The sequence below is a fragment of the Thiobaca trueperi genome (genome assembly GCF_004342175.1).
Lineage (GTDB): Bacteria > Pseudomonadota > Gammaproteobacteria > Chromatiales > Chromatiaceae > Thiobaca > Thiobaca trueperi.
On record NZ_SMAO01000008.1, the window covers coordinates 202,005 to 223,065 of the forward strand.

Below are 21,061 nucleotides of genomic sequence, written 5' to 3' on the forward strand. Positions count from 1 at the left end.
CTGGTGCAGCACCTTAGAATCCCGAGGCTGTTCGTTGTCGTTGTCGGCCTGCGAGTCTTCGATTACGACAACGACAATGATCGGAGACGCTCGGAACGTCTGCACTGTCGCACGAGTGCTGGAGGCGATTCAGAGATCCTTGAGGGTACCCTTGGGCAGCACGGATTCGACCGCCGCGCGCCGGACCTTGATCTGCACGCCATCGGCGATCTCGACCAGGACGAAATTCTCGCCCAAGTCGGCGATGCGCCCGGCGATGCCGCCTGCGTTGATGATCTCATCGCCCTTGGCCAGCGACTCCACCATCTTGCGGTGTTCCTTCTGGCGCTTGGCCTGTGGACGGATCAGCAGGAAATAAAAGATGACGGCGAACAGCACCAGTGGCAGCAGGGCCATGAAGGGATCGCCAGCGGAAGCGGCGGCTTCGCCCTGGGCGAGTGCATCGGAGATGAAAAGGCTCATATCGGTTCCCTATCGTCTGTGGATCCCGGATCGGGATCAGGTTGGGTGAGGCGGGTTGAAGCGGCTGCCGCCGAAACAACCTCGAAAAAAGATGGCTGCGAATTATCGCACAGCGGCGTCCAGAATGGTCGATCCTTATCGCTCCAGGTCCAGGGTCAAAGACACATCCTCAACCGGCCAGCACACCTGCGTCGCGACATGTCTCTGACGCAGCAATTTCGATTTCGCCCTGCGATTGCGCTCGTTCGGGTGCCGTCATATCTTTAAAAACAGAATGAATCTGCCGGAGACGAAGGCATGCGGAACATCACCGATCCACCTGATCAAACGCTGGAAACCAGCGGCACGCTCAGGCTCGACCTCGATCATCAGCGTTTCGTGGGTCACGGGCGGATCGATCTGCTGCGCCGTATCGGTGAGACCGGCTCGATCTCGCAGGCGGCAAAATCCATGAGCATGTCTTACAAGCAGGCCTGGGATGCGGTTGATGCCATGAACAATCTGTCGGCGCAACCACTGGTTCGACGCCAGGTCGGCGGGCGTCATGGGGGCGGCACGGAGCTCACCGACGACGGGCGACGCCTGATCGCCGTGTTCGAGGCCGCCGAGCAGGAACATCGCCGCTTCCTTGCGGGGCTCAGCCGGCGCATCAAGGATTTTGATCGCTTTCACAATCTGTTAGGGGTCTTGAATATGAAAGTCAGTGCCAGAAACCATCTGCGCGGGGTGGTTTCGGCCATCACGCCCGGCGCTGTCAATGCCGAGGTCAGACTCGACATCAATGGTGCGTCATTGATCGCCATCGTCACCAATGAAAGCGTTCAGGCCCTGGGGCTGGCAGTCGGTGTCGAGGCGTTCGCACTCATCAAGGCTTCGTTCGTCATCCTTGCCACGGATGAGGCCGGACTCAGGACGTCGGCCCGCAACCGGCTGTGCGGCAGCATCGAGCGCATCAGCGAGGGTGCGGTCAATACCGAAGTGGTGCTGGCGCTCGACGGCGGCGCGCGTCTGACCGCCGTCGTCACCATTGAGAGTGCCCGGACGCTGGAGTTGAACGAAGGCGGGCGCGTCTGTGCACTGATCAAGGCGTCGCACGTCATCCTGGCGGTGCAGGATTGATCCCGGCAGCCAGCGGAGCGGACGTGGCGTCCTGTTGTCAGCCGTGATGACTTGATCCCTGTCATGCCGATTCCACAGAATGCTTCTGGCGCAGAGGGGCTGGAAATCGGTTTGGCGCTCAATCATCATGCTCATCCCCTCGCCGCCATGCGGCGCTTCATGACGAGACGAGCGAGTGAATTCCATCCCCCATCCAACCATCGAGAACTGCGTCGGTAACACCCCGCTGGTACGTCTGCAACATCTGCCAGGCACGACCGACAACCTGATCCTGGCCAAGCTCGAAGGCAACAATCCGGCTGGTTCGGTCAAGGATCGTCCGGCGCTGCACATGATCCGGCGCGCCGAGGAGCGCGGCGTTATCCGGCCCGGCGATACGCTGATCGAAGCCACCAGCGGCAACACCGGGATTGCGCTGGCGATGGCGGCGGCCATCAAGGGCTACCGCATGCGGCTCGTCATGCCCGAGCACATGAGCGAGGAACGCCGTGGCGTCATGAAGGGCTTTGGCGCCGACATCGTCCTGACGCCCAAAGCGGGGGGCATGGAGGCGGCAATTGATCTGGCCAGTGCGATGGAGGCGCGAGGGGAGGGATTCCGACTCGATCAGTTCTCCAATCCCGATAATCCCGCCGCCCATTATGAGACCACCGGCCCCGAGATCTGGCGCGATACCCAGGGGCGTGTCACGCATTTCGTGAGCGCCATGGGCACCACTGGCACCATCATGGGTACCGGACGTTATCTGAAGGAACAGAATCCGGCGATCCGGATTCTTGGCGTGCAGCCGGAGGAGGGCTCCAACATCCCCGGCATCCGCCGCTGGCCGGAGGCCTATCTGCCGCAGATCTATGACCCGGCCGGGGTTGATCGCATTCTGGACGTTTCGCAGGCGCTGGCCGAGCAGACCGCCCGGGAGCTTGCCGCCCGCGAGGGTATCTTTGCCGGAATCTCATCCGGTGGTGCGGTGGCGGCGGCGCGGCGGCTCTCAGCCGAGGTCAGCGGGGCGGTGATCGTCGTCATCATCTGTGACCGGGGCGACCGCTATCTCTCCACCGGGGTGTTTCCGGGATAACTGAGAGGGAAACGTCCCTCTCGCCTCTAAGTTTGGAGTTGAGAGGCGGCGGCGGGTGCTGCTGTTTCGTGTGGTGCCCGGAGCCGGGGTCGAACCGGCACGACCGAAGTCGAGGGATTTTAAGTCCCTTGCGTCTACCAATTTCGCCATCCGGGCGGAAGAGACTGGCGTCTTGCGATGGTTTATTGCCCGCATGGCGGCTTGTCGCGAAAACGGATCGACAGGTTAACTGCCGTCGGTTCCGAATTCAAGACGGCGTGCGGAACCCTTTCCGGTTCGATTGCTCGATGATGGTGGGCCGTATGCATTCAGTTGGGGCAGATCGGAACCCTGTCACGAGGATCAGGATTCCAGTGAGGTGCGTTCGAGGATGTGCCGGGCCCAGGTGCTGTGGGTGGCCAGTTCGCACATGGACCCATTGAACTGGAAGACCGCCCGGTCATCGACCAGGATGCGGTGGGCGTCCTCAATGTCGGTCGGCGAGAGGCGGAAACCGGACTCGATGAGCGCGATCTGGCTGGGGTGGATCGCTGTTTTGCCGCAGAGTCCGTGAGCAATGTCCTCGGCCAGTTCCTCGCGCAGGATATTCGGGCAGTCGATGTGCTCGAAGACCGGGGCGGTGAGCTGGAAGCCGTGCGGTTTGAAGATGGTCACCAGTTGCGCGACGGTCTGACCCAGCGGGGTGCGGTAGAGCGTGCGGTCGCGCGGGCGACGGATGCCAAGCAATGACAGCAGATCGTTGCCGCCGATACGCAGGGCCAGGATCCGCTCCTGATAGCCACGCTCGATCAGACGGTCGCGCAGCGCGATCATGCGCGCTGGCTCGAAGACATCGCGCGTTTCCAGGGTCGGCATGCAGAGATGCGGTGTGCCTGCCAGCAGTCCCATGTAGTGGTCGGCGTTGTGCAGATCGAATTTGGGGAAGACGAAGCCATCGAGCTTCTCGATGCCGGGCAGGTCCAGCAGCCTGGCGAGTATCTCGGGATTGCGCACCCGCACGAAGCGCAGGAGCGTCGGACGTGGTTCCATGTGTTCAAGACAGCGGCGCAGATTCTCCAGGCTGGATTCGAGCGCGGAGTGGGCGACGGCGTCCTCGGTGCAGAAGATGACCGAGCGCAGCGCCGGCCACCTGGCGCCGTTGGCAATGCGCAGGATGTCCCGATGGCTGGCTGGCACATAGAGCGATCCGCCAAGACGGTAGGCGTTAAGCATCTGAAAGCCCCTGGATGAGCGACACGGCATGATAGGGAAGGTCGGAATCGACCTGCCATTGGACTCCTTTTTCGTGCGCCAACTGCAAGAGATGGGCGACCTCTGGAGCCTCTGTGTCGCAGATGATGACGCGCTCGGGCAGCCGACGCAACAGGACGCGGGTGGCTTCGCCGATGCCGGGTTTGATGAAGTTCGGGTTGTCGATCCCAAAGGTGTCGCGAATGCTGGTGAGCAGATCTGCCGAGCGTCTTTGTGCCGGGGCCGGATCGACCGGCAAGGGGCAGGGCGCGTAACCCTCGGCGAGCAGCGCCCGTACCTCGCGGAGCAGCACTTCGACGAACCAGACCGAGCGATCCGCCGGGGCGAATTCCTCGTAATAAACGCAGCCGTGGAAATCGTTGGGGCCGGTCTGATCATTGAGAACGGAGCGGCTGACCAGTCCCGAGATCGTGGCGTTGAGGATGCTTGACGGGATCAGATAATCCTCATCCGAGGGTGCGACGCCGGCCCCGGCCAGATCAGTGAGGGCGAAGAGACTGGCATCCAGGCTGACCCCATGATTCTGCCGGAAGTTATCGAGCGCCTGTCTCAGTTCGCGGGCGATGACGCCTTTGCCGGTCCAGCCATCGACGAACACCAGTCCCGCCGGATCCTGTCCCGCCTGACTGAGGATGAAACGCAGCGCGTTGGTGTCGATGCCCCGGTCACGGATGATGGAGATGGAATAGTGCGCCGGGTCACGGCCAAAAACCTCGGTCAGAACGTGCTTGAGCAGCACCCCGACGGGCGTGCCGGCCCGCGCCAGCGAGACCAGCGTGATCCCGTGCGGTCGTCGTGCCGCGATGATAGCGGCGAGATCGAGAATGCCTTGCGCCATGCGACGGCGTCCCATCGCAAATGCCTGCTGAAAGACGGCCAGATAGCGTGGCGAGGGGAGGGACTCAGGACTCAGCATTTCGCTGTAATGGTGCTGACCGCTTTGGATCAGGCGCTCTTTCTCGGCCACCTCGACCGGAGCGAGGTCGATGGGTTTGAGCAGAAAGCGGACATCCTGCGGGCGGTAGCTGCCGGAGAAGGTTTCGATACCTGAGGGCTGGTTGAGCAGGGTCATGAGGCGCGCCGCTCTGAAATTTGGACAGGATTAACAGGATGATTCAGGATTAAAAAGATTGAAAACAATGATTTGAAAAATCCTGTTAATCCTGTCAATTACAACATCTGCTGCAAGGTCGCCTCGAACAATTGCGAGCCGCGCGGGGTGATGGCGTAATCGCATTCGGCCATGAAGGCCCCATCGATCAGGCTGTCTCCGACCCCGATGGTCAGGAGTTCGCTGTTTTCGCGACCCAGATGCTCAATGAGATAACGCACGGCATGCTCTTTGCCCAGCGCGCGCGGCAGAACGGCAAGGTTGTTGCCGTTGCGATGCAGCCGATAGGCGTCAGCACGCTCCGCGAGCCAGGGCCGAACCAATTCGTCCTGCAAGCGGCTCAGGTCGTCCTCCCGGTCGTCGCGATATTTGGCCACCAGATAAAACGGCAGGCCGAAGTCCTCAATGATGCGGACATGGGCCGAGAGTCCCGCGCTCTGTATGAAGGTCTCGACCAGATCCAGCAGTGCGTTCAGCTCGCCGATGGTTTCCTGTGAAACCTGCGTCATCCGCTGCATCCACGGCGCATCGGGATGGCCATCTGGATTCAGGATGACTCCGCCGTAGTCGAGGATACGCCAGCTTTGAAAGGGAAGATCCACCCGGCGCAGTGAATCGAGATCCCGCGCCGTGGTGGGGATGAGGGTGGCGTCTGCGTCCAGCAGCCGCCACAACGCCCGCTGCTTCGCCGTCATGAAGGAATGGACGCTGCCATCCCGGAGCGAGGCGACCGGATGCAGATCATCGTCGGTCGGGCATTTGTGACGGCTCTGGAAGAGCGTGTCATCCAGATCCACAAAGACCAGGGTGCGCACCCTCAGACCAGCTCGAATTCCGCCGGATTGAGGCTGAGTTCCATGGCAATCTTGCGCGCGACACGCTTTTCGCTGTCGTCGAAATTACCGTCGGCGCCGGCGATGGCGATGATGAGACGCATGATGAGACGCGAGGCGTCATCGTTGCCCTTCATTTTGCGAATGGCGTCATAGGCCTTGGTCTCGCCCAGATCCTTGTCGAATTCGATCTGGGACATGATGTTCTGGAACGACTCCACGATCTCCTTGCTGGCGAAGACCGACAGCGCTTCATAGTTTTCGATGAAGCGCATCATCTTCTGCTTTTCTTCGGACGAGACATGGCCGTCGGCCATCGAGATCAGCACCGAGCCGCTGACGGCGGCATTCAGAAAATCCTTGTTCTTGAACTTCAGCACCTCGTTTTTCAGGTCGCCGGCCTTCTGTTTCAGGTTGTTGAGAAAGTCTTGAAATGCCATGTGTTTCACCTTGATGGAAAATAACGAGAGTGGATGGAAAAATCGAACAAGCGCCAGTTTTGGCGATTGATAGACAGGATTAACAGGATTTTCCAGGATGGACAGGATTTTTCAAAACATTGTTTTTAATCTTGTTAATCCTGTCCAATTGGCGGTCTTTCAGGCGGGTAGAACCTTAATCGGGGTCGCGGTCGGGTCAATCCTTTCTGCCCTTCACCCAGTCCAATCCCCAGCGGTGGGCCTGATCCATGTCCATGTGGCCGCGATAATACTCGACCAGCTTGGTGATCTTCACCGCGCCGTCCTGGTTTTCGAGCAGGGCGATGGCGCACATGGGGCGATCATTGCGGTGCGAGTCGAGCCGGACTTCGATCTCGGGCTGTCCCGGCGTCTTGATGGTGATGAGTGCGTTGGCCTCGGCCCAGTTGGGCGCGCCTTCGTAGATGAAGGCATAGACGAGGACGCGGCGGATCTTGTCCCAGTGCTGGCCGTTGATCCGCAGATTCTCGCCCTCGGTGCGAGTGCCGCTGCGGTCGTCCGCATCCAGCCCGATATAGGGCAGATTGAAATAATCGCCGAAGGTGTCGCCGAGCGCCTGCACTGCGCTCTTGTCACCGGTGCGCAGCTCGAACAGACAGCCGATGTCCAGATCGGTCCGCTTGTTGCCAAAGCCGAAAAAGCCTTTTTTGCCCTCAGCCGCCGTCCAGTTCAGATTGACGACGATCTCGCCATGTTCGGCGTTGCCTTTTTTGGCCAGCGAGACCGAATTGCCTTTTTTCTCCAGCGTCACCTTGCTGAGATTGACCGGCGGCGCCTGGGGTGCGGGAGGAGCTGGCGGTACTGCCGGGGCTGGCGTGGGCGGTTCGGCCAGGGTGCCGCCGAAATGGCCGACCAGTGCATCCAGACCGCCATTGAAGCCCTGACCCAGCGCACAGGCGCGCCAGACGCCGTCCTTGCGGTAGATCTCCAGCAGCATCAGGGCGCGTTCCTGGGCGAAGTCGCTGCCGGTGAAGGCGAAGCGCCCGGTCTCGCTGCCGCCATCCACGAAGCGGATATGTCCGCTGGCGATGCGCGACATGGTTCCGGCGCCATCGATGGCGGCGGTGACGGTCAGACGCTGGATGGTTGCCGGCAGTCGGGCGAGATCAATGGCGAAACCGGCGGTATCGCCTGCCGGGGTCGCCAGCGCGACCCCGCCGCAGGGTGTGGTCGGCTGGTTGAAGAAGGTCATATAGCGGTCATCGGACAGCCTGCCCTGGGCATCCAGACCGAAGCAGGCGAAGTCGATGATCAGTCCAGGCGCGTTGATGGTGACGCCGAGTGTGAAGCGCTGGCCGTTCGGCACCAGATCGGCGATTTTGGCGCGTTGTCCGCGTATGAAATTCATGGTCTAGCCTACGTTGACGCCATGTTGCAGCGCGAGCGCACGCAGTCCGCCGGCATAGCCCTGACCAACCGCTTTGAACTTCCAGTCGCCGCTGTGACGGTAGATCTCGCCGAAGATCATCGCGGTTTCGGTGGAATAGTCCTCGGAGAGATCGAAGCGAACCACTTCCTGATTGTTGTCGCGGTTGACGACGCGCACGAAGGCGTTGCTGACCTGGCCGAAACTCTGCCGACGCGCCTCGGCATCGTGGATGGTGACCACGATCACCAGCCGCTGGATCTCGGCGGGCACCTTCGATAGCGTGACCTTGATCGATTCGTCGTCACCTTCGCCCGCGCCGGTCAGGTTGTCGCCGGTATGTTCGACCGAGCCTTCCGGCGAGGTCTTCTGGTTGTAGAAGATGAAATAGGCGTCGCTTGGAACCTTGCCGTCTTCCTTCACCAGAAAGAGGCTGGCGTCGAGATCGAACGCCTGTCCATCCGTCGCGCGCGCGTCCCAGCCCAGACCCACAAGGACGTTTTCAAGATTGGGGGCTTCCTTGCTCAGGTTGATGTTGCCGCCTTTGTTCAGACTGATAGCCATGTGTACCTCCAGTTTAAGAGTGGTCAGTGGTCAGACCATAGGTCAGACAATCGGGGCCAAGCTGTTGCAGCAGATCGTCCAGGCCGTCGCGCGGCGTTTCATGACAGACGACGATGCGCGCGTAATCTTTGTAATCGACGTTGTACAGATAGTTGCGGATGCCTTCGCCGTAATTGTCCGCAAAAAGCAGCCGATGTCCAATATCGGCGCCCAACAGGATGGGCGAGCGGGTGGTGGACTGCACGGCGACGGCGAAGCCCTGAGCCTCCAGCTCCAGCCCGACCCGGAAGGCGACATGCATGAATTCGCCCGTGCCCAGCACCAGAATCGCGGCACCCGGCGCCAGTCCGGCGCTGAGACGGGCGATGTCGGCTGGCGGAATCCACAGGCGCCGGTCGATGCCGAAACGTCCGAGGTATTCAGCGAGCTGGTCGGGTCGGCGCCGGTTGTCGCCAACCGCAGCGGGTGCCTGCGGGCGCTCTGGCAGGTCTGCCGGCTGGAATGAAAAATCGCCCGCCAGCGCCGCCACGCATTGCACCGGCAGACCCAGACGTGCGGCGAACCGCTCGGCACAATCCGCGCCGCTGAAATTGGTGATGGCGACGAAGTGGACCCGTTCAAGCTGTGGGTTGCGTGCCCGGTAGGCATCGACCAGATTACATAACGTGGTGCCGGTGCTGATTTCGTCATCGACCAGGATCAGGTCACGGGCGGTCTCGAAGCGTTGAAGATGATCGGCCTGGAGCGGTTCGTAGAGAAACTGGTCGGGTGCGTGGCAGTGCGGTTCCTCAAAGGCCAGGAAAGGCCGACCGGCAAGACGATAGCGCGTGGAATGAATGAACAGCGCCTCGGTCCCCGGTCGCTGATCCAGCAGCGCCTCGAAGACGCCCTGGCCGAGTCCGGTCGCGGTCTCGGCCATCGCCAGCACCAGCCAGGGGCCGCCGCCCAGTTCAAGCTGCGCGGCCAGATGTTGGTGTATCTGGCGCATCCGCGAGGGCAGGGCGGGCCAGTGCTTGCCGAGCACCTTGCTCAGGAAGAGAAAGCCGCGCTTACGATTGTCGCGGGCGGCAAACCCGCAGAGATCATCCAGCGGAAAGGCTGATTCACGAACCTGGACGCTGAGTGTTCCGGTGACCAGTTCAACCCGGCGTGATTCGCTCAAGCAGCAGCCTCGATGCGGTGGAATTGAGGCACTTCCAACACCTGCGTGCTGGCTGCAACCAGGGGGAATGGGCGGTCTGGAAACCCGTGGATGAGTCCATGCAGCGCCAGATATGGCAGGTTGAGCCCCGCTGCACCCGTGTAACCGATACCGCCGGCAAAGCGGGGGTTGATCTCCAGCAGGCGGAAGCCGTTCTGTCCCTCGCGAAACTGGACGTTGAAGAGACCGCGCAGACCGAAAGCGGCGGTCATTTCCGACACGGCATCGGTGAGTGCATGGATCTCCACGATTTCCTGACCATAACCGCCGGCCCTGGCCTTTTTGCGCTGGGTAACGGCGACGAGTCGCCGGCCATCGCCCACGCAATCCAGGCTGTATTCGGAACCGCCGAGAAATTCCATCAACAGCAATGGCTTGAAGGTTTCGGCCTCGCGCAGCAACTGGCGCAGACCGTCGAGATGGATGGAGTAAAGCGCGCCCTGGAGCAGGATCTCCAGCCCGCTGCGCTGTTCCTCAATGACACGGAAACCGGCCCCATTGACACCGTCGGCTGGTTTGACGCACAGCACCTCATGCGCCATGCGCAGCCGTGCATAGGCGGTCTCGAATGCGTCAGGCGTGCTGAATTCAACCGAGTCGGGCGGTGGGATGGAGAAGCGGCGCGCCTCGACATAGAAGCGCGCCTTATCGAACAGGATCTCCAGCATCTCGGGCGCGGCGACTGCGAATAACTCGACACCCTGTGCGGCGAATCGCTCACGGTGCGCAGCCAGTAGACGCGCTTCCTTGCCCGGCCAGAAGCAGTCGATTCGTCGCTCCCGACAGAAATGCAGACAGAAATCGACATAATCCAGACCGGTCAGACCGGTCGGCTCAAGGGCGGTTTCGTGCGCCGACAGCAAGCCGGGGAATCCGCTCTGCGTATGTGAACAGACCAGATGGAATTCCCCGGACCCGTCACCCTGGCGGACGAGGTCGAACAGGGCGCGGACATTGGAAAAGGTCCGGTTGAACCAGATGCGAGTCATTGCCCTGTTGCCTGTGGCTGGAGATTAGAGATGCGGTGTGATCTGCGGCAGCAGTTCGCTGGCGACCCGGCCCTGTCCGACCTCGCCGATGGCGTGCATCTTCCACTCGCCGCTGTGGCGATAGACCTTGGCCATGATCATGGCGTTGTGACTGCCCTGGCAGCTCAGGTCGTAGCGCGCGATTTCGCTGTTGTTGGCACCGTTGAGGATGCGGCAGAAGGCGTTGGCGACCTGCGAGAAATCCTGACCGGTGAAATTGTTGACGGTGAAGACCAGACTTTTGATATTGGCCGGCACGGCGGCGAGATTGACGCGGATCTGTTCGTCGTCGCCTTCGCCCTCGCCGGTGCGGTTGTCGCCGGTGTGCTCGATGCTGCCGTCCTGGCTGCGCAGTTGGCGAAACCACACGGTATCGACCAGATTGCCCGACTCGTCGAACAGCAGACAGGAGGCATCGAGGTCGATATCGCCGCCGCCGCCGAAGAGCCCGCCAAGCAGGCCGCCTTTCTTCACTGAATCCCAGCCCAGCCCCATGACGATCCGGGTCAGACTGCTGCCGGCTTCCTTGTCCAGCGAGATTTTCTGTCCTTTCTGAAGACTGATGCCCATGTTGAGATTCCTCTAGTTAAAGTGAAGCGTTCGATTCACTGCGCCGGACCGCGAAACAGGGTGCGGTTGCGCGAGCAGACCACGACCTTGCCCCTGCCTCTGAATTTGATCACCAGCCCTTCGCCAGAGGTCGCGGAATTGACCAGGGTGCCGAAGAAGCCACCGCTCCCGGAGTTGGGCATTCCGACCTCGTAATGCAGGCCGGACGACCAGGCGACAGCATGATTGTTGTCGATGACGGTTTCGCGATCAGGTTCGATGTCGAGGGTGAAGATGGAGCCGAAGCCGGAGACGGCCAGCTTGCCACGCCCGGTCGCCTCCATGATGACGAAACCGCCGGTGCCGCCGAAGAGCCCGCCCCCGAGGGTGTTCATGCGCGGACGAACCTCCACACCGTCGTCTGCGGCCAGAAAACTGCCGTCGGAGAGTGTGTAGGCAGCGTCCGGGCCGACATCCAGCAGCTCGATCGCACCCGGCAGGGTCGGCGACAGCAGACAGTCACCATCGCCGCCCACTGCGTGGATTTCCTGTTGGAACAGCGATTCGTCATTGGCGAGCCGCCGCATCAGGGCACGTCCCAGACCGCCGCGCATCTGCCCCTTCACTTGCAGGGCCGCTTCCATCATGACCATGGCGCCGGATTCGCAGAAAATCTTCTCGTCCTTGCGCAGACTGACATGCAGAAAGGGATCGACATCCCCGGTGATGGTGAAGACTGGCATGGCAATCTCTCCCGTCGGATGAGGGAAAGCCGCGAGCTTTCAGCCATCAGCAAAACAAGCTGGAAGCTGGCGGCCCGAAATCAGCCGATGCTGACCCCGTGATCCTTCGCCAGTGCGCTGAGTCCGCCGGCAAAGCCCTGGCCCACGGCCTTGAACTTCCATTCCGCGCCGTTGCGGTAGATCTCGCCGAAGATCATGGCGGTTTCGGTGGAGTAGTCTTCCGACAGGTCGAAGCGCGCCAGCTCGGTGCTGCTGTCTTTGTTCAGCACGCGCATGAAGGCGTTGCGCACCATGCCGAAATTCTGGTTGCGGGCCTCGGCTTCGTGGATGGTGACGGCGAAGACCACGCGCTGAACGCCGGCCTCGACTCCCGGCAGATTGATCGACACCGTCTCGTCGTCACCCTCGCCCGCGCCGGTGGTGTTGTCGCCAGCATGGATGACGGCGCCATCGGGCGAGGTCTTCTGGTTGTAGAAGACGAAGTGGCCATCGGACAGCACCTTGCCGCTCTCACCGACCAGAAAGACGCTGGCATCCAGATCGAACGCAGCCCCATCGGTCGAGCGGGCGTCCCAGCCAAGCCCGACCAGCACATTGGTCAGACCCGGATCGGTCTTGGTCAGACTGACGTTACCGCCTTTTTGCAAACTGATAGCCATGTGTTTCTCCTCAGTGTGATGATCAGGGTATTCAACGCAAAATCCGTTACCAGGCGGATAGCCTGGTCAGTGACCACCAGGGGCCAAAATTGAAACGAAGTTGAGTTTAGACGACTCGGCAGGCGGATGGTACAAAGGTTACGGATTCTTCATCGGCAATGGCCATCAGGCCGCCTGCTTCTCCCGTCGTTTCAGCCAGACCTCCAGCCCCTGGGCGTTGAGGTCGGTATCCACCGCCAGCAGTTCCAGCATGTGCGCGTCTTCATGGTTGACGCCGTGGGTGCGGGCGCTGCCGAGCAGATGTTCGGTGACAGCGTTCTTCAGGCGGGTTGACCGCTCGCTGTCCGCGCGTCCTTCCTCCGCCAGCGCCAGTCGGGCCAGATCGCGGATGCTCTGGCGCAGACCGTCCACCAGCGTCTCGGGGCGATCGACCCGGCCATAGTGGGTCAGATACATGGCCTGAGGCGTGAAGGCCATGAGCTTGTCCAGCGTGGTCAGCCAGGCGTCGGGATCGAAGGCGACCGGCGTGGTCGGCGCAAAGAGCCAGGGACCATCCGGGGTGTCGAATTCGCGGTAGGCGATGCCGAAGGTGTCGCCGGTGAAAAAGCCCTGGCTTTCCGCGTCGAGGATGCAGCCGTGATGGTTGGCATGACCCGGCGTGTCGATGAAGGTCAGGGTGCGGCCATTGAGGTCGAAGGTCTGGCCGTCCTCCGCCAGGATGGCGCGTTCAGCCGGAATCGGCGTCAGCTTGCCGAAATCTCTGGCAAAAGCCGTCTCACCATAAACCTGCGTCGCGCTGGCGATGAGCCGGCCCGGATCGATCAGATGGGTCGCGCCCTTGGGATGGATGACGAGACGCGCATGCGGACAGGCCGCCATGAGTCCGCCAGCACCGCCTGCATGATCCAGATGGACATGGGTCGGGATCACATAATCCACCTGCTCAGGCGTCAGGCCAAGTGCGGCGATGACGCCGAGCAGACCGGGCACGCTGTTGGCAGTGCCGGTATCGACGAAGGCCAGGCGATCACCGGCGCGCACCAGATAACAGGCGGCGAGACCGTGACGGTAGAGACCGGTTTCGATGCAATAGATGCCGTCGGCAACTTCATCGAAGTGCGACGTGAAAGAGGGATGGGACATGATGATGGCTCCGCTGTTGGTTCGGACGATGAGTTGAGTGAAAAAGTCGGAATAAGCGACTGGATGCGTCTAATATCCTTGCAGGCGCTCGGGCCGCGCCGTAAGAACCATAACCCTATCGGGAGGAATCGAAGCATGCAAAATATTGCTCTGACCAATCCGGCGGCAGAACGGGAAGCGCTGCGGGTCAACCAGATCGATTTCACACATCCCTGGCAGTGGCTCATCAAGGGCCGGGCCGACATCAAGGCCGCGCCGGGCTACAGTCTGACCTATGGCGCCGGGATCGTCCTCATCGGTGCGGTCATGACCCTGCTGATGGCGCTCGGACACCTGACTTTTCTGGTGCCCTTTCTGATGGCGGGCTTCTTTCTGCTGGCGCCACTGCTTGCCATTGGACTCTATCAGATGAGCGACAACCTGGAACGGGGTGAGTCGCTCAAGACCTGTCAGGCGCTGGAGGCCTTCAAGCGCAATCAAAGCCAGCTCGGCATCACCACCGGCGTTCTGATCATGCTTATGCAGGCCTGGATCCTGGCGAGCGTCTTTCTGTTCATCATGCTGTTCACCGATCCCTTTCCGAGCCTGGATAATTTTGTCCAGGTCGTGTTCTTGTCGGGACAGTACAACCTCATCCTGCTTGCGTTCATTGTTGTTGGCGCTGGCTTTGCCGTCTGCGCCTTCTGTATCAGCGCCATCACCGTGCCGATGCTGATTGACCGTCCGGTCGATGCCTTCACCGCCATGCGCACCAGCGTGCGGGCCGTCACCGTCAACTGGGGACCGATGCTGTTGTGGGCCGCGCTCATCGTCTGCATCGTCGGCGTTGGCCTGCTGACCTTCTACATCGGTCTCTTCATCGCCGTCCCGCTCGTCGGCCATGCGACCTGGCATGCCTATCGGGATCTGGTGCCGGGGGATTGAAGGCAGTTGGCCGACTGACGACTATTCCGGATCGAACTGATAACCCAGCATCTCGATGTCACGCGCAAAATGCCGGGCGATCAGCCCGGCGGTTTCGTCGTTGTAATAACCGCGATAATCCCGTTTGCGATCCTTGGCCGCACGGGCGTGAGGGAGGGCGGGCGGCGCGATGCCGATGCGGTCGCAGGCGGTCGCGAAATCCTCATGCAGACGCTCGTAACGCCCGATGAAATCCACCAGAACCCGACCATGCAGATCGATCAGATAGTCGCTCTGTAAGGTGATGGAGGTATCGAGGTGGTACTGATAGGGCCGTTCCGGATCCAGCTTCCAGCGCAGAAAGGCATCGAAGGTCTCATGACCGCCCAGATAATGTGGTCGCTCGCGGCGGATATGGTGAAAGGAACTCACCTGGAGATCCCAGGGGTTGCGCACAAAGGCGAACTTGAACAGCGAGTCGAAATAGTCCTTGGGCAGCAGCTCCTGAGCGGCGATGACCTTGGCGTGACGCGGCAGTTTGGTCGCGATCCGGTGCCCGCTCAGATGACTGAGGCGGCTGCACAGAAACATCGGGTAATACCAGGGATCGCGCCAGCGCAGACGCTCCAGCGCGGCACGCACGCTGGTGCCCCCGGTCTTGGCGATGTGGACGAAGAGAAAGCGGTATTTGGGGGAGAGCAGCATGGGCTAATCCAGGGTGAGTTGTGGCTATTGTATGGGTCGTCAGGATGACCGGATCAGCCGTGTCAGGTCGGGCGGGAAAACAATGTGCAAAGGAGAGTAGAATAGTCACTCACGCGCCATTTCGCCGCCCTTCATCCCTCATCATTTAGATATTTGACATCGACCATGCCCATCCTGACCACCGAAGACACCGCCGAGCGCATGGCCCGGTTGCAACAGATCATCGAAGACCTGCTGAAAGAAGCCAAGCACCAGGGGGCGAGCGCCGCCGAGGCATCGGTCGGCAGCAGCTCTGGACTGGATGTGGCGGTGCGACTCGGCGAGGTCGAGACCGTGGAACACACCCGCGATAACGGACTGGGCATCACCGTTTATTTCGGCCATCGCAAGGGCTCTGCCAGTACCTCCGATCTCAGTACGGACGCCGTGCGCGATACCGTGCGGGCGGCCTGCGCCATTGCCGAACAGACTCAGGAAGACCGCTGTGCGCATCTCGCTGCGGCGGAGTTGATGGCGACCGAGATCCCGGACCTGGATCTCTATCACCCCTGGCTGCTCAGCGTCGAGGAGGCCATCAATCTGGCGACGGCCTGCGAGGATGCCGCACGCGGCCACGACCCGCGCATCATCAATTCAGAGGGCGCGAGTCTCTCGACCCATTTTGGCATCCATGTCTCCGGCAACAGTCACGGCTTCATCGGCGGTTATCCGACGACCCGTCACAGTCTCAACTGTGCCGTGATTGCTCAAGAAGACGACATGATGCAGCGTGATTACTGGTGGACGTCCGCCCGCTCCGCGCTGGATCTGGAGCCAGCGCACAGCGTCGGCGAGCGCGCCGCCGCGCGCACCGTCGCGCGGCTCGGGGCGCGTCGTCTGCCGACCCAGGAGGCGCCGGTGCTCTTTCGCGCCGAGGTCGCAACGGGATTGCTGCGCAGTCTGGTCGGGGCCATCAATGGCAACAGTCTCTACCGTCGCTCCAGTTTTCTGCTCGATCATCTCGGTAAACGTATCTTTCCCGAGTTTGTCCGTATCCACGAGGAGCCGCACCTGCCGCGCGGTCTGTCCAGCGCGCCCTTCGATGGGGACGGTGTAGCCACCCGCGCCAAGGATCTGATCAGTGGCGGCGTGTTGCAAACCTATGTGCTGGACACTTATTCAGGCTGCCGGCTCGGCCTGCCGACCACCGGCAATGCCGGCGGGGTACGCAATCTGCGCATCGAGATGGGAGACAGGGACCGTGCGGCCATGCTGCGCGAATTGGGAACCGGGCTCATGGTCACTGAACTCATGGGCCACGGGGTCAATGCCGTCACGGGCGATTACTCGCGCGGTGCGTCCGGCTTCTGGGTCGAGAACGGCGAGATCCAGTATCCGGTGGAAGAGATCACCATTGCCGGCAACCTCAAAACCATGTTCGCCGGCCTGGTCGCGGTTGGCAACGACTGTGACTTTCCAGGCGGCACCCGCACCGGTTCCTGGCTCATCGACCGCATGACGATCGCGGGAGAATAGTGGGCGCAAATCCCGCGCCGCGCCTCCCCCAGCGTGACGATGCAGGTCTTTACCAGGTGGGTGCAAGACGATCAATCGATCCTTGAAAATAGAGCACAATGAGCATCAAAACCATTGAAGGCGCGCTCCGCGCCACTGAAAACGCCCGTTTCTGTCTGGTGGTCTCCCGCTGGAACAGTTTCGTGGTGGAGAGCCTGGAAAAAGGCGCAATCGATGCCCTGCTGCGTCACGGCGCGAATGAGGCCGATCTGACCATCGTGCGCGTTCCCGGCGCCTTCGAGATGCCGGTCGCCATTGAGCGTCTGGCGGCCCAGGGCGGTTATGACGCCATCATCGCCCTCGGCGCGGTGATTCGTGGCGGCACGCCGCATTTCGACTATGTCGCTGGCGAATGCGTCAAGGGCATGGCGCAGGTCAGCCTCAAATATGGCCTGCCCGTTGCCTTCGGCGTGCTGACAGTGGACAGCATCGAACAGGCCATCGAGCGCGCCGGCACCAAGGCTGGCAACAAGGGCGCCGAGGCGGCGATGTCCGCCCTGGAAATGGTCGATCTGCTGAGGCAACTGACTTGACCGAGAACACAGCCGACAAGGTCAGCCCGCGCAGCCAGTCGCGCCGCTATGCCGCGCTGGCACTCTATCAATGGCGTCTGACCGGCGAGGATCCGATGGCGATCAAGCGTCATCTGCTCGACGATCCCGAGTGGCTGGATGCCGTCGCCATGTCCCTGAGCGGCGCGCACGAGGACGATCCGCCGGATCCCAAACAGCGGTTCAAGTTCAATCTGGAACTCCTGGATCAACTGCTGACCGGCGTCCCGGCGCGGATCAAGGAGATCGACGCCCAGCTCGATCTCTTCCTGGATCGACCCATCACCCAGGTGGACCCGGTCGAACTGGCGATCCTGCGTCTCGGCGCCTTCGAGATCCTCTTCTCGGACAGTATTCCGGATCGGGTCGCCATCAATGAAGCGGTTGAGCTGACCAAGCTGCTCGGCGCGCATGAAGGGCACAAGTATGTCAACGGCGTGCTGGACAAGATCGCCCGCCGTCATGCCGGGACGCCGGAACGCAAGCCGTGAGCGTTCCCGGATGTCTGAGTTCGAACTGATCCGCGATTTTTTTGCCGACATCGGGCCGGTTCGCGCCGATGTCGCGCTGGGTGTCGGCGACGACTGCGCCCTGCTGACGGTTCCGCCCGCTCATGAACTGGCCGTGAGCCTGGACGCGCTGGTTGCTGGCATCCACTTTTTTCCCGACTGCGATCCGGCTGCCATCGGCCATAAATCGCTGGCCGTCGGACTCAGCGATCTGGCGGCGATGGGGGCCGAACCGGCCTGGAGCACCCTGGCCCTGACGCTGCCAGCAGCAGATCGGGACTGGATCGGGTCATTCAGTGCCGGATTCGCCGCGTTGTCGGCCCGCTATGGTATCCGGCTGATCGGCGGCGATACCACGCGCGGCCCATTGAGCGTGACGGTCCAGGTGCATGGTCTGGTGCCAGTCGGCGCGGCGGTGCGCCGCAATGGCGCGCGTCCGGGCGATCTGATCTGCGTGAGCGGCACCCTGGGTGATGCGGGGCTGGCGCTGTGCGGGCTGCTTGCTGGTATCGAGGTCGAACCGGCGCTCAGACAGCGTCTGGAGTATCCGACCCCAAGGGTTGAACTGGGTCTGGCGCTGCGCGGTCTGGCGACGGCCATGATCGATCTTTCGGACGGACTGGCGGGCGATCTCGGACATATTCTAACGGCCTCTGGCGTTGGCGCAGAACTGGATCTGGCACGCCTGCCGCTCTCGCTGCCGGTGGCTGAGGTCATCGAACAGACTGATGACTGGTCGCTGCCCCTGTCGTCAGGGGACGATTACGAACTCTGTTTCTGCGTGCCGCCGGGGCGTTTCGATGCGGTGCAGTCGCTGGCTGCCGAACTCTCCTGCCCGGTGCGCGCAGTGGGAAGGATCCGCGCCGAACCGGGGCTGATCTGCCGCCTGCCGGATGGCGGTATTCTCACAATCAATGGGGCAGGTTATGACCACTTCGCCGTTCAACCCTGACACCGTCCGCCAGACCGGTTTCGACCGCACCAAGGTCACGCACTGGATCGCCTTTGGTTTCGGCTCCGGGCTTTCGCCCAAGGCGCCTGGTACGGTCGGCACGCTTGCCACCATCCCGCTTTATCTGCTCATGAGCCCGCTGCACTGGACGCTCTATGCCGGGCTGCTGCTGATCTTCACCCTTTTTGGCATCTGGGTCTGCGGACGGGTCGCCGATGATCTGGGGGCCAAGGATCCATCGGCCATCGTCTGGGATGAGTTCGTCGGCTTTCTGCTGACCATGATCGTCGCCCCGCCGGGCTGGCTCTGGATTGTCGCCGGATTCCTCGCCTTCCGGCTCTTCGACATCTGGAAACCCTGGCCGATCCGAGTGGTGGATCGGCAGGTTGGCGGCGGGCTTGGCATCATGCTGGACGACATCATCGCTGGCATCATGGCTGCGCTGGTGCTGCTCGCGCTCAACTGGTTTCTGTAGCAAAGAGTATTTGAACCGCAGAGACGCAAAGCGCGCGAAGGTGTTTCAATTTTCCTGGCCTCCTGCGCGCCTTTGCGGTTTCAGTCTCCCATTTTCGGGTCAGTGGTATTGCTCGGTCGTGTAGTGGCCGGGCGCATGACGCCGATGACGCACCAGTCCGCGCGCCTCCAGGATGACCTTGGCGTCCTTGATCATGGCTGAGTTGCCGCACAGCATCACATGGCTGGTGGCCGGGTCGATGGTGGCGTCCGCACGCGATTCGAGCTGGCCGCTGGTCAGCAGATCCGTGATGCGTCCGTGCAGAGTACCGGCGCAGTCCTCGCGGCTCACCACCGGGATGAAGGTGAAACGATCCGCGTGACGCCTGCCGATCTCGGCCAGGGTCTCCGCATAGGTGAAATCGGTGGCCACCCGTACCCCATGGATCAGGACCACGCGCTTGAAAAGGTCCCAGGGCGCATCGGTGCGCAGAATCGAGAGATAGACGCCCAGTCCGGTGCCGGTCGCCAGCAGCCAGAGTGTCTCGGCGGGCTGGACCGTCTCCAGGGTAAAGATGCCGCCGGCATGCGCGGTGAGCCAGACCTCGTCACCGGGTTTCAGCGCAGAGAGCGGCGGGGTCAGCGGGCCGCCAGCGATCTCGTTGAAATAGATTTCCAGCGGACGACTCTGCGGGGCGTTCACCAGCGAATAAGGCCGACCGATCCGCTCCCCTTCGATGTCCAGGGCAACCTTGATGTACTGCCCGGCCTGATAGTCCGCGATGGGTGCATCGAATTGCAGGCTGTAAAGCCCCGCTGCCCATTGATGCTTGCCGACGACCCTTGCCTTGACCCAATCGTTCATGTCCGTCCCCATTATGGATGATCCGAAAAAAAGCAGTTGAACCGCAAAGCGCGCAAAGAACGCAAAGGATTTCAGAGCACAGCATGATCGGTACGAGCGTGGCGATTGCAAGCCGCCATTGCAATCGCCGCGCGCCCACTCTACCTATCTGAGACCCACATTTGCCCGCCGCCGCTATCAGGATTCAGGAGTCATCCCTCATGAAAAACACGCTGTTAATGTTGAGTCTGGCGGCCGCCAGCGTTCCCGCCACCGCTGATGACAGGACCTGTTCGCCGCTGCTTGATCTCGATGTGCGCCGACTTGCTGGCGAAGAGGTCGTCAATCTCTGCGAAGCCTACCAGGGTAAAGTGATCCTGATCGTCAATACGGCCAGCAAGTGTGGATTTACGCCTCAGTATGAGGGGCTGGAGGCGCTCTATCGCCAATACAAGGATCGCGGGCTGGTCGTCCTGGGCTTCCCGTCCAACGATTTTGCTGGTCAGGAGCCGGGGTCGGAAGAAGAGATCCAAACATTCTGCCGCCTGACCTACTCGGTTGAGTTTCCCATGTTTGAAAAGGTCAGCGTCAAAAAAGGCGGTGCCGCCCCGCTGTTCGAGCGTCTTGCCGCAGCAGGCGCGCCTTATCCGAAATGGAACTTCTACAAATATCTGATTGATCGCCAGGGCAATCTGGTCGATCACTACATCAGCACCACGTCACCCCAAGGCGGCAAGATCGAGAAGGCGATCAACAAATTGCTTTGAACTGGATCTTCGGACAGGTTTGTCGCATCGTCGACCAGGGCAAGTCGTCCTGCAGGTAGTTGTAGCGACCGACAAAGAGCAAGAGACCTGCAACGATGCTGATACGGGTCGTCCGTTGTTCTGGAAAATTAAGCCTTGACGGTGCGTCTGTAATTTGTATAATGCGCGGCTCGCTGTGAGTTGACGACTGAGTGTGAGTGGTCGTTGGGGTTTTAGGGAGGAAGGTGAGTGAGCGAGGAG

Annotated in this window: 25 protein-coding genes and 1 tRNA gene; 9 read left to right on the forward strand and 17 right to left on the reverse strand. The window is 61.4% G+C overall.

Features of this window, described 5'->3' with window-relative positions; genetic code table 11:
* Positions 1 to 129: 129 nt before the first annotated feature.
* Positions 130 to 462, reverse strand: coding sequence for a preprotein translocase subunit YajC (gene yajC, locus EDC35_RS15105; RefSeq protein WP_132978086.1), 333 nt, complete (start codon positions 460 to 462; stop codon positions 130 to 132).
* A 297-nt stretch (positions 463 to 759) separates the two neighbouring features.
* Here yajC and EDC35_RS15110 point away from each other — a divergent pair, with 297 nt between their 5' ends.
* Positions 760 to 1,581: a TOBE domain-containing protein gene (locus EDC35_RS15110; protein WP_165903452.1), complete on the forward strand. Its 822-nt coding sequence runs from the start codon at positions 760 to 762 to the stop codon at positions 1,579 to 1,581.
* A 184-nt stretch (positions 1,582 to 1,765) separates the two neighbouring features.
* The gene (cysM, locus tag EDC35_RS15115; protein ID WP_132978126.1) at positions 1,766 to 2,656 is read left to right on the forward strand and encodes a cysteine synthase CysM; all 891 of its coding nucleotides are present in this window, start codon (positions 1,766 to 1,768) and stop codon (positions 2,654 to 2,656) included.
* Positions 2,657 to 2,727: 71 nt separating this feature from the next.
* On the opposite strand, the gene EDC35_RS15120 is transcribed toward cysM, so the two are convergent.
* The 13 genes from EDC35_RS15120 to EDC35_RS15180 form a co-directional block, all read right to left on the reverse strand.
* Positions 2,728 to 2,812, reverse strand: a tRNA-Leu gene (locus EDC35_RS15120).
* A gap of 186 nt (positions 2,813 to 2,998) precedes the next feature.
* Positions 2,999 to 3,868: an HpcH/HpaI aldolase/citrate lyase family protein gene (locus EDC35_RS15125; protein ID WP_132978087.1), complete on the reverse strand. Its 870-nt coding sequence runs from the start codon at positions 3,866 to 3,868 to the stop codon at positions 2,999 to 3,001.
* Positions 3,861 to 4,979 (reverse strand): cysteine protease StiP family protein, encoded by a 1,119-nt coding sequence (locus tag EDC35_RS15130; RefSeq protein ID WP_132978088.1) that lies wholly within the window; start codon positions 4,977 to 4,979, stop codon positions 3,861 to 3,863. Before EDC35_RS15130 ends, EDC35_RS15125 begins: the two co-directional genes overlap by 8 nt.
* A 98-nt stretch (positions 4,980 to 5,077) precedes the next feature.
* Positions 5,078 to 5,833 (reverse strand): HAD family hydrolase, encoded by a 756-nt coding sequence (locus tag EDC35_RS15135; protein ID WP_132978089.1) that lies wholly within the window; start codon positions 5,831 to 5,833, stop codon positions 5,078 to 5,080.
* 2 nt (positions 5,834 to 5,835) lie between these two features.
* Positions 5,836 to 6,291: a tellurite resistance TerB family protein gene (locus EDC35_RS15140; protein ID WP_132978090.1), complete on the reverse strand. Its 456-nt coding sequence runs from the start codon at positions 6,289 to 6,291 to the stop codon at positions 5,836 to 5,838.
* A 196-nt stretch (positions 6,292 to 6,487) separates the two neighbouring features.
* The gene (locus EDC35_RS15145) at positions 6,488 to 7,678 is read right to left on the reverse strand and encodes a TerD family protein (RefSeq protein WP_132978091.1); all 1,191 of its coding nucleotides are present in this window, start codon (positions 7,676 to 7,678) and stop codon (positions 6,488 to 6,490) included.
* 3 nt (positions 7,679 to 7,681) lie between these two features.
* Complete coding sequence (locus EDC35_RS15150) at positions 7,682 to 8,260, reverse strand: TerD family protein (RefSeq protein WP_132978092.1); 579 nt, start codon at positions 8,258 to 8,260, stop codon at positions 7,682 to 7,684.
* 13 nt (positions 8,261 to 8,273) lie between these two features.
* Positions 8,274 to 9,422: a phosphoribosyltransferase domain-containing protein gene (locus EDC35_RS15155; RefSeq protein WP_132978093.1), complete on the reverse strand. Its 1,149-nt coding sequence runs from the start codon at positions 9,420 to 9,422 to the stop codon at positions 8,274 to 8,276.
* On the reverse strand, positions 9,419 to 10,450 hold the full coding sequence (locus tag EDC35_RS15160; protein ID WP_132978094.1) for an ATP-grasp domain-containing protein: 1,032 nt from the start codon (positions 10,448 to 10,450) through the stop codon (positions 9,419 to 9,421). Before EDC35_RS15160 ends, EDC35_RS15155 begins: the two co-directional genes overlap by 4 nt.
* Before the next feature lie 24 nt (positions 10,451 to 10,474).
* A complete protein-coding gene (locus tag EDC35_RS15165) occupies positions 10,475 to 11,059 on the reverse strand; it encodes a TerD family protein (protein ID WP_132978095.1) in 585 nt (194 codons plus the stop codon).
* A gap of 35 nt (positions 11,060 to 11,094) precedes the next feature.
* A complete protein-coding gene (locus EDC35_RS15170) occupies positions 11,095 to 11,781 on the reverse strand; it encodes a TIGR00266 family protein (protein ID WP_132978096.1) in 687 nt (228 codons plus the stop codon).
* An 80-nt stretch (positions 11,782 to 11,861) separates the two neighbouring features.
* Positions 11,862 to 12,440, reverse strand: coding sequence for a TerD family protein (locus tag EDC35_RS15175; RefSeq protein ID WP_132978097.1), 579 nt, complete (start codon positions 12,438 to 12,440; stop codon positions 11,862 to 11,864).
* Positions 12,441 to 12,605: 165 nt separating this feature from the next.
* Positions 12,606 to 13,583, reverse strand: a complete 978-nt coding sequence (locus tag EDC35_RS15180; protein ID WP_132978098.1) for an MBL fold metallo-hydrolase — start codon at positions 13,581 to 13,583, stop codon at positions 12,606 to 12,608.
* Positions 13,584 to 13,718: 135 nt separating this feature from the next.
* Between EDC35_RS15180 and EDC35_RS15185 the strand changes: the two genes are divergently transcribed.
* Positions 13,719 to 14,507, forward strand: coding sequence for a DUF2189 domain-containing protein (locus tag EDC35_RS15185; RefSeq protein WP_132978099.1), 789 nt, complete (start codon positions 13,719 to 13,721; stop codon positions 14,505 to 14,507).
* Between the two features lie 21 nt (positions 14,508 to 14,528).
* On the opposite strand, the gene EDC35_RS15190 is transcribed toward EDC35_RS15185, so the two are convergent.
* Entirely contained in the window at positions 14,529 to 15,191 is a 663-nt protein-coding gene (locus EDC35_RS15190) for a sulfotransferase family 2 domain-containing protein (RefSeq protein WP_132978100.1), read from the reverse strand.
* A gap of 165 nt (positions 15,192 to 15,356) precedes the next feature.
* Here EDC35_RS15190 and pmbA point away from each other — a divergent pair, with 165 nt between their 5' ends.
* From pmbA to EDC35_RS15215, 5 genes are all read left to right on the forward strand, one after another.
* Positions 15,357 to 16,706, forward strand: a complete 1,350-nt coding sequence (pmbA, locus tag EDC35_RS15195; protein WP_132978101.1) for a metalloprotease PmbA — start codon at positions 15,357 to 15,359, stop codon at positions 16,704 to 16,706.
* 98 nt (positions 16,707 to 16,804) lie between these two features.
* The gene (gene ribH, locus EDC35_RS15200; RefSeq protein ID WP_132978102.1) at positions 16,805 to 17,278 is read left to right on the forward strand and encodes a 6,7-dimethyl-8-ribityllumazine synthase; all 474 of its coding nucleotides are present in this window, start codon (positions 16,805 to 16,807) and stop codon (positions 17,276 to 17,278) included.
* Complete coding sequence (gene nusB / locus EDC35_RS15205; protein WP_132978103.1) at positions 17,275 to 17,787, forward strand: transcription antitermination factor NusB; 513 nt, start codon at positions 17,275 to 17,277, stop codon at positions 17,785 to 17,787. Before ribH ends, nusB begins: the two co-directional genes overlap by 4 nt.
* Before the next feature lie 10 nt (positions 17,788 to 17,797).
* Positions 17,798 to 18,757 carry a thiamine-phosphate kinase gene (gene thiL / locus EDC35_RS15210; protein ID WP_132978104.1) on the forward strand — a complete coding sequence of 320 codons (960 nt, stop codon included), beginning with the start codon at positions 17,798 to 17,800 and terminating at the stop codon, positions 18,755 to 18,757.
* On the forward strand, positions 18,732 to 19,232 hold the full coding sequence (locus EDC35_RS15215; protein WP_132978105.1) for a phosphatidylglycerophosphatase A family protein: 501 nt from the start codon (positions 18,732 to 18,734) through the stop codon (positions 19,230 to 19,232). Before thiL ends, EDC35_RS15215 begins: the two co-directional genes overlap by 26 nt.
* A gap of 99 nt (positions 19,233 to 19,331) precedes the next feature.
* On the opposite strand, the gene EDC35_RS15220 is transcribed toward EDC35_RS15215, so the two are convergent.
* Positions 19,332 to 20,075 (reverse strand): ferredoxin--NADP reductase, encoded by a 744-nt coding sequence (locus tag EDC35_RS15220; RefSeq protein ID WP_132978106.1) that lies wholly within the window; start codon positions 20,073 to 20,075, stop codon positions 19,332 to 19,334.
* Between the two features lie 200 nt (positions 20,076 to 20,275).
* Between EDC35_RS15220 and EDC35_RS15225 the strand changes: the two genes are divergently transcribed.
* Positions 20,276 to 20,821 carry a glutathione peroxidase gene (locus tag EDC35_RS15225; RefSeq protein WP_132978107.1) on the forward strand — a complete coding sequence of 182 codons (546 nt, stop codon included), beginning with the start codon at positions 20,276 to 20,278 and terminating at the stop codon, positions 20,819 to 20,821.
* Here the strand turns inward: EDC35_RS15225 and EDC35_RS18690 are convergent.
* Positions 20,805 to 21,061 (reverse strand): hypothetical protein (locus tag EDC35_RS18690; protein WP_207896263.1); only part of this gene is annotated, 257 nt, incomplete at its 5' end. The two genes, EDC35_RS15225 and EDC35_RS18690, sit on opposite strands and share 17 nt — an antisense overlap.

What these genes read in the sequence shown, in the direction of transcription:
- yajC (WP_132978086.1), bottom strand. Translation starts at nt 462, where the DNA reads ATGAGCCTTTTCATCTCCGATGCACTCGCCCAGGGCGAAGCCGCCGCT.
- EDC35_RS15110 (WP_165903452.1), top strand. Translation starts at nt 760, where the DNA reads ATGCGGAACATCACCGATCCACCTGATCAAACGCTGGAAACCAGCGGC.
- EDC35_RS15125 (WP_132978087.1), bottom strand. Translation starts at nt 3,868, where the DNA reads ATGCTTAACGCCTACCGTCTTGGCGGATCGCTCTATGTGCCAGCCAGC.
- EDC35_RS15130 (WP_132978088.1), bottom strand. Translation starts at nt 4,979, where the DNA reads ATGACCCTGCTCAACCAGCCCTCAGGTATCGAAACCTTCTCCGGCAGC.
- EDC35_RS15140 (WP_132978090.1), bottom strand. Translation starts at nt 6,291, where the DNA reads ATGGCATTTCAAGACTTTCTCAACAACCTGAAACAGAAGGCCGGCGAC.
- EDC35_RS15145 (WP_132978091.1), bottom strand. Translation starts at nt 7,678, where the DNA reads ATGAATTTCATACGCGGACAACGCGCCAAAATCGCCGATCTGGTGCCG.
- EDC35_RS15150 (WP_132978092.1), bottom strand. Translation starts at nt 8,260, where the DNA reads ATGGCTATCAGTCTGAACAAAGGCGGCAACATCAACCTGAGCAAGGAA.
- EDC35_RS15160 (WP_132978094.1), bottom strand. Translation starts at nt 10,450, where the DNA reads ATGACTCGCATCTGGTTCAACCGGACCTTTTCCAATGTCCGCGCCCTG.
- EDC35_RS15165 (WP_132978095.1), bottom strand. Translation starts at nt 11,059, where the DNA reads ATGGGCATCAGTCTTCAGAAAGGACAGAAAATCTCGCTGGACAAGGAA.
- EDC35_RS15170 (WP_132978096.1), bottom strand. Translation starts at nt 11,781, where the DNA reads ATGCCAGTCTTCACCATCACCGGGGATGTCGATCCCTTTCTGCATGTC.
- EDC35_RS15175 (WP_132978097.1), bottom strand. Translation starts at nt 12,440, where the DNA reads ATGGCTATCAGTTTGCAAAAAGGCGGTAACGTCAGTCTGACCAAGACC.
- EDC35_RS15180 (WP_132978098.1), bottom strand. Translation starts at nt 13,583, where the DNA reads ATGTCCCATCCCTCTTTCACGTCGCACTTCGATGAAGTTGCCGACGGC.
- EDC35_RS15185 (WP_132978099.1), top strand. Translation starts at nt 13,719, where the DNA reads ATGCAAAATATTGCTCTGACCAATCCGGCGGCAGAACGGGAAGCGCTG.
- EDC35_RS15190 (WP_132978100.1), bottom strand. Translation starts at nt 15,191, where the DNA reads ATGCTGCTCTCCCCCAAATACCGCTTTCTCTTCGTCCACATCGCCAAG.
- pmbA (WP_132978101.1), top strand. Translation starts at nt 15,357, where the DNA reads ATGCCCATCCTGACCACCGAAGACACCGCCGAGCGCATGGCCCGGTTG.
- ribH (WP_132978102.1), top strand. Translation starts at nt 16,805, where the DNA reads ATGAGCATCAAAACCATTGAAGGCGCGCTCCGCGCCACTGAAAACGCC.
- thiL (WP_132978104.1), top strand. Translation starts at nt 17,798, where the DNA reads ATGTCTGAGTTCGAACTGATCCGCGATTTTTTTGCCGACATCGGGCCG.
- EDC35_RS15215 (WP_132978105.1), top strand. Translation starts at nt 18,732, where the DNA reads ATGACCACTTCGCCGTTCAACCCTGACACCGTCCGCCAGACCGGTTTC.
- EDC35_RS15220 (WP_132978106.1), bottom strand. Translation starts at nt 20,075, where the DNA reads ATGAACGATTGGGTCAAGGCAAGGGTCGTCGGCAAGCATCAATGGGCA.
- EDC35_RS15225 (WP_132978107.1), top strand. Translation starts at nt 20,276, where the DNA reads ATGAAAAACACGCTGTTAATGTTGAGTCTGGCGGCCGCCAGCGTTCCC.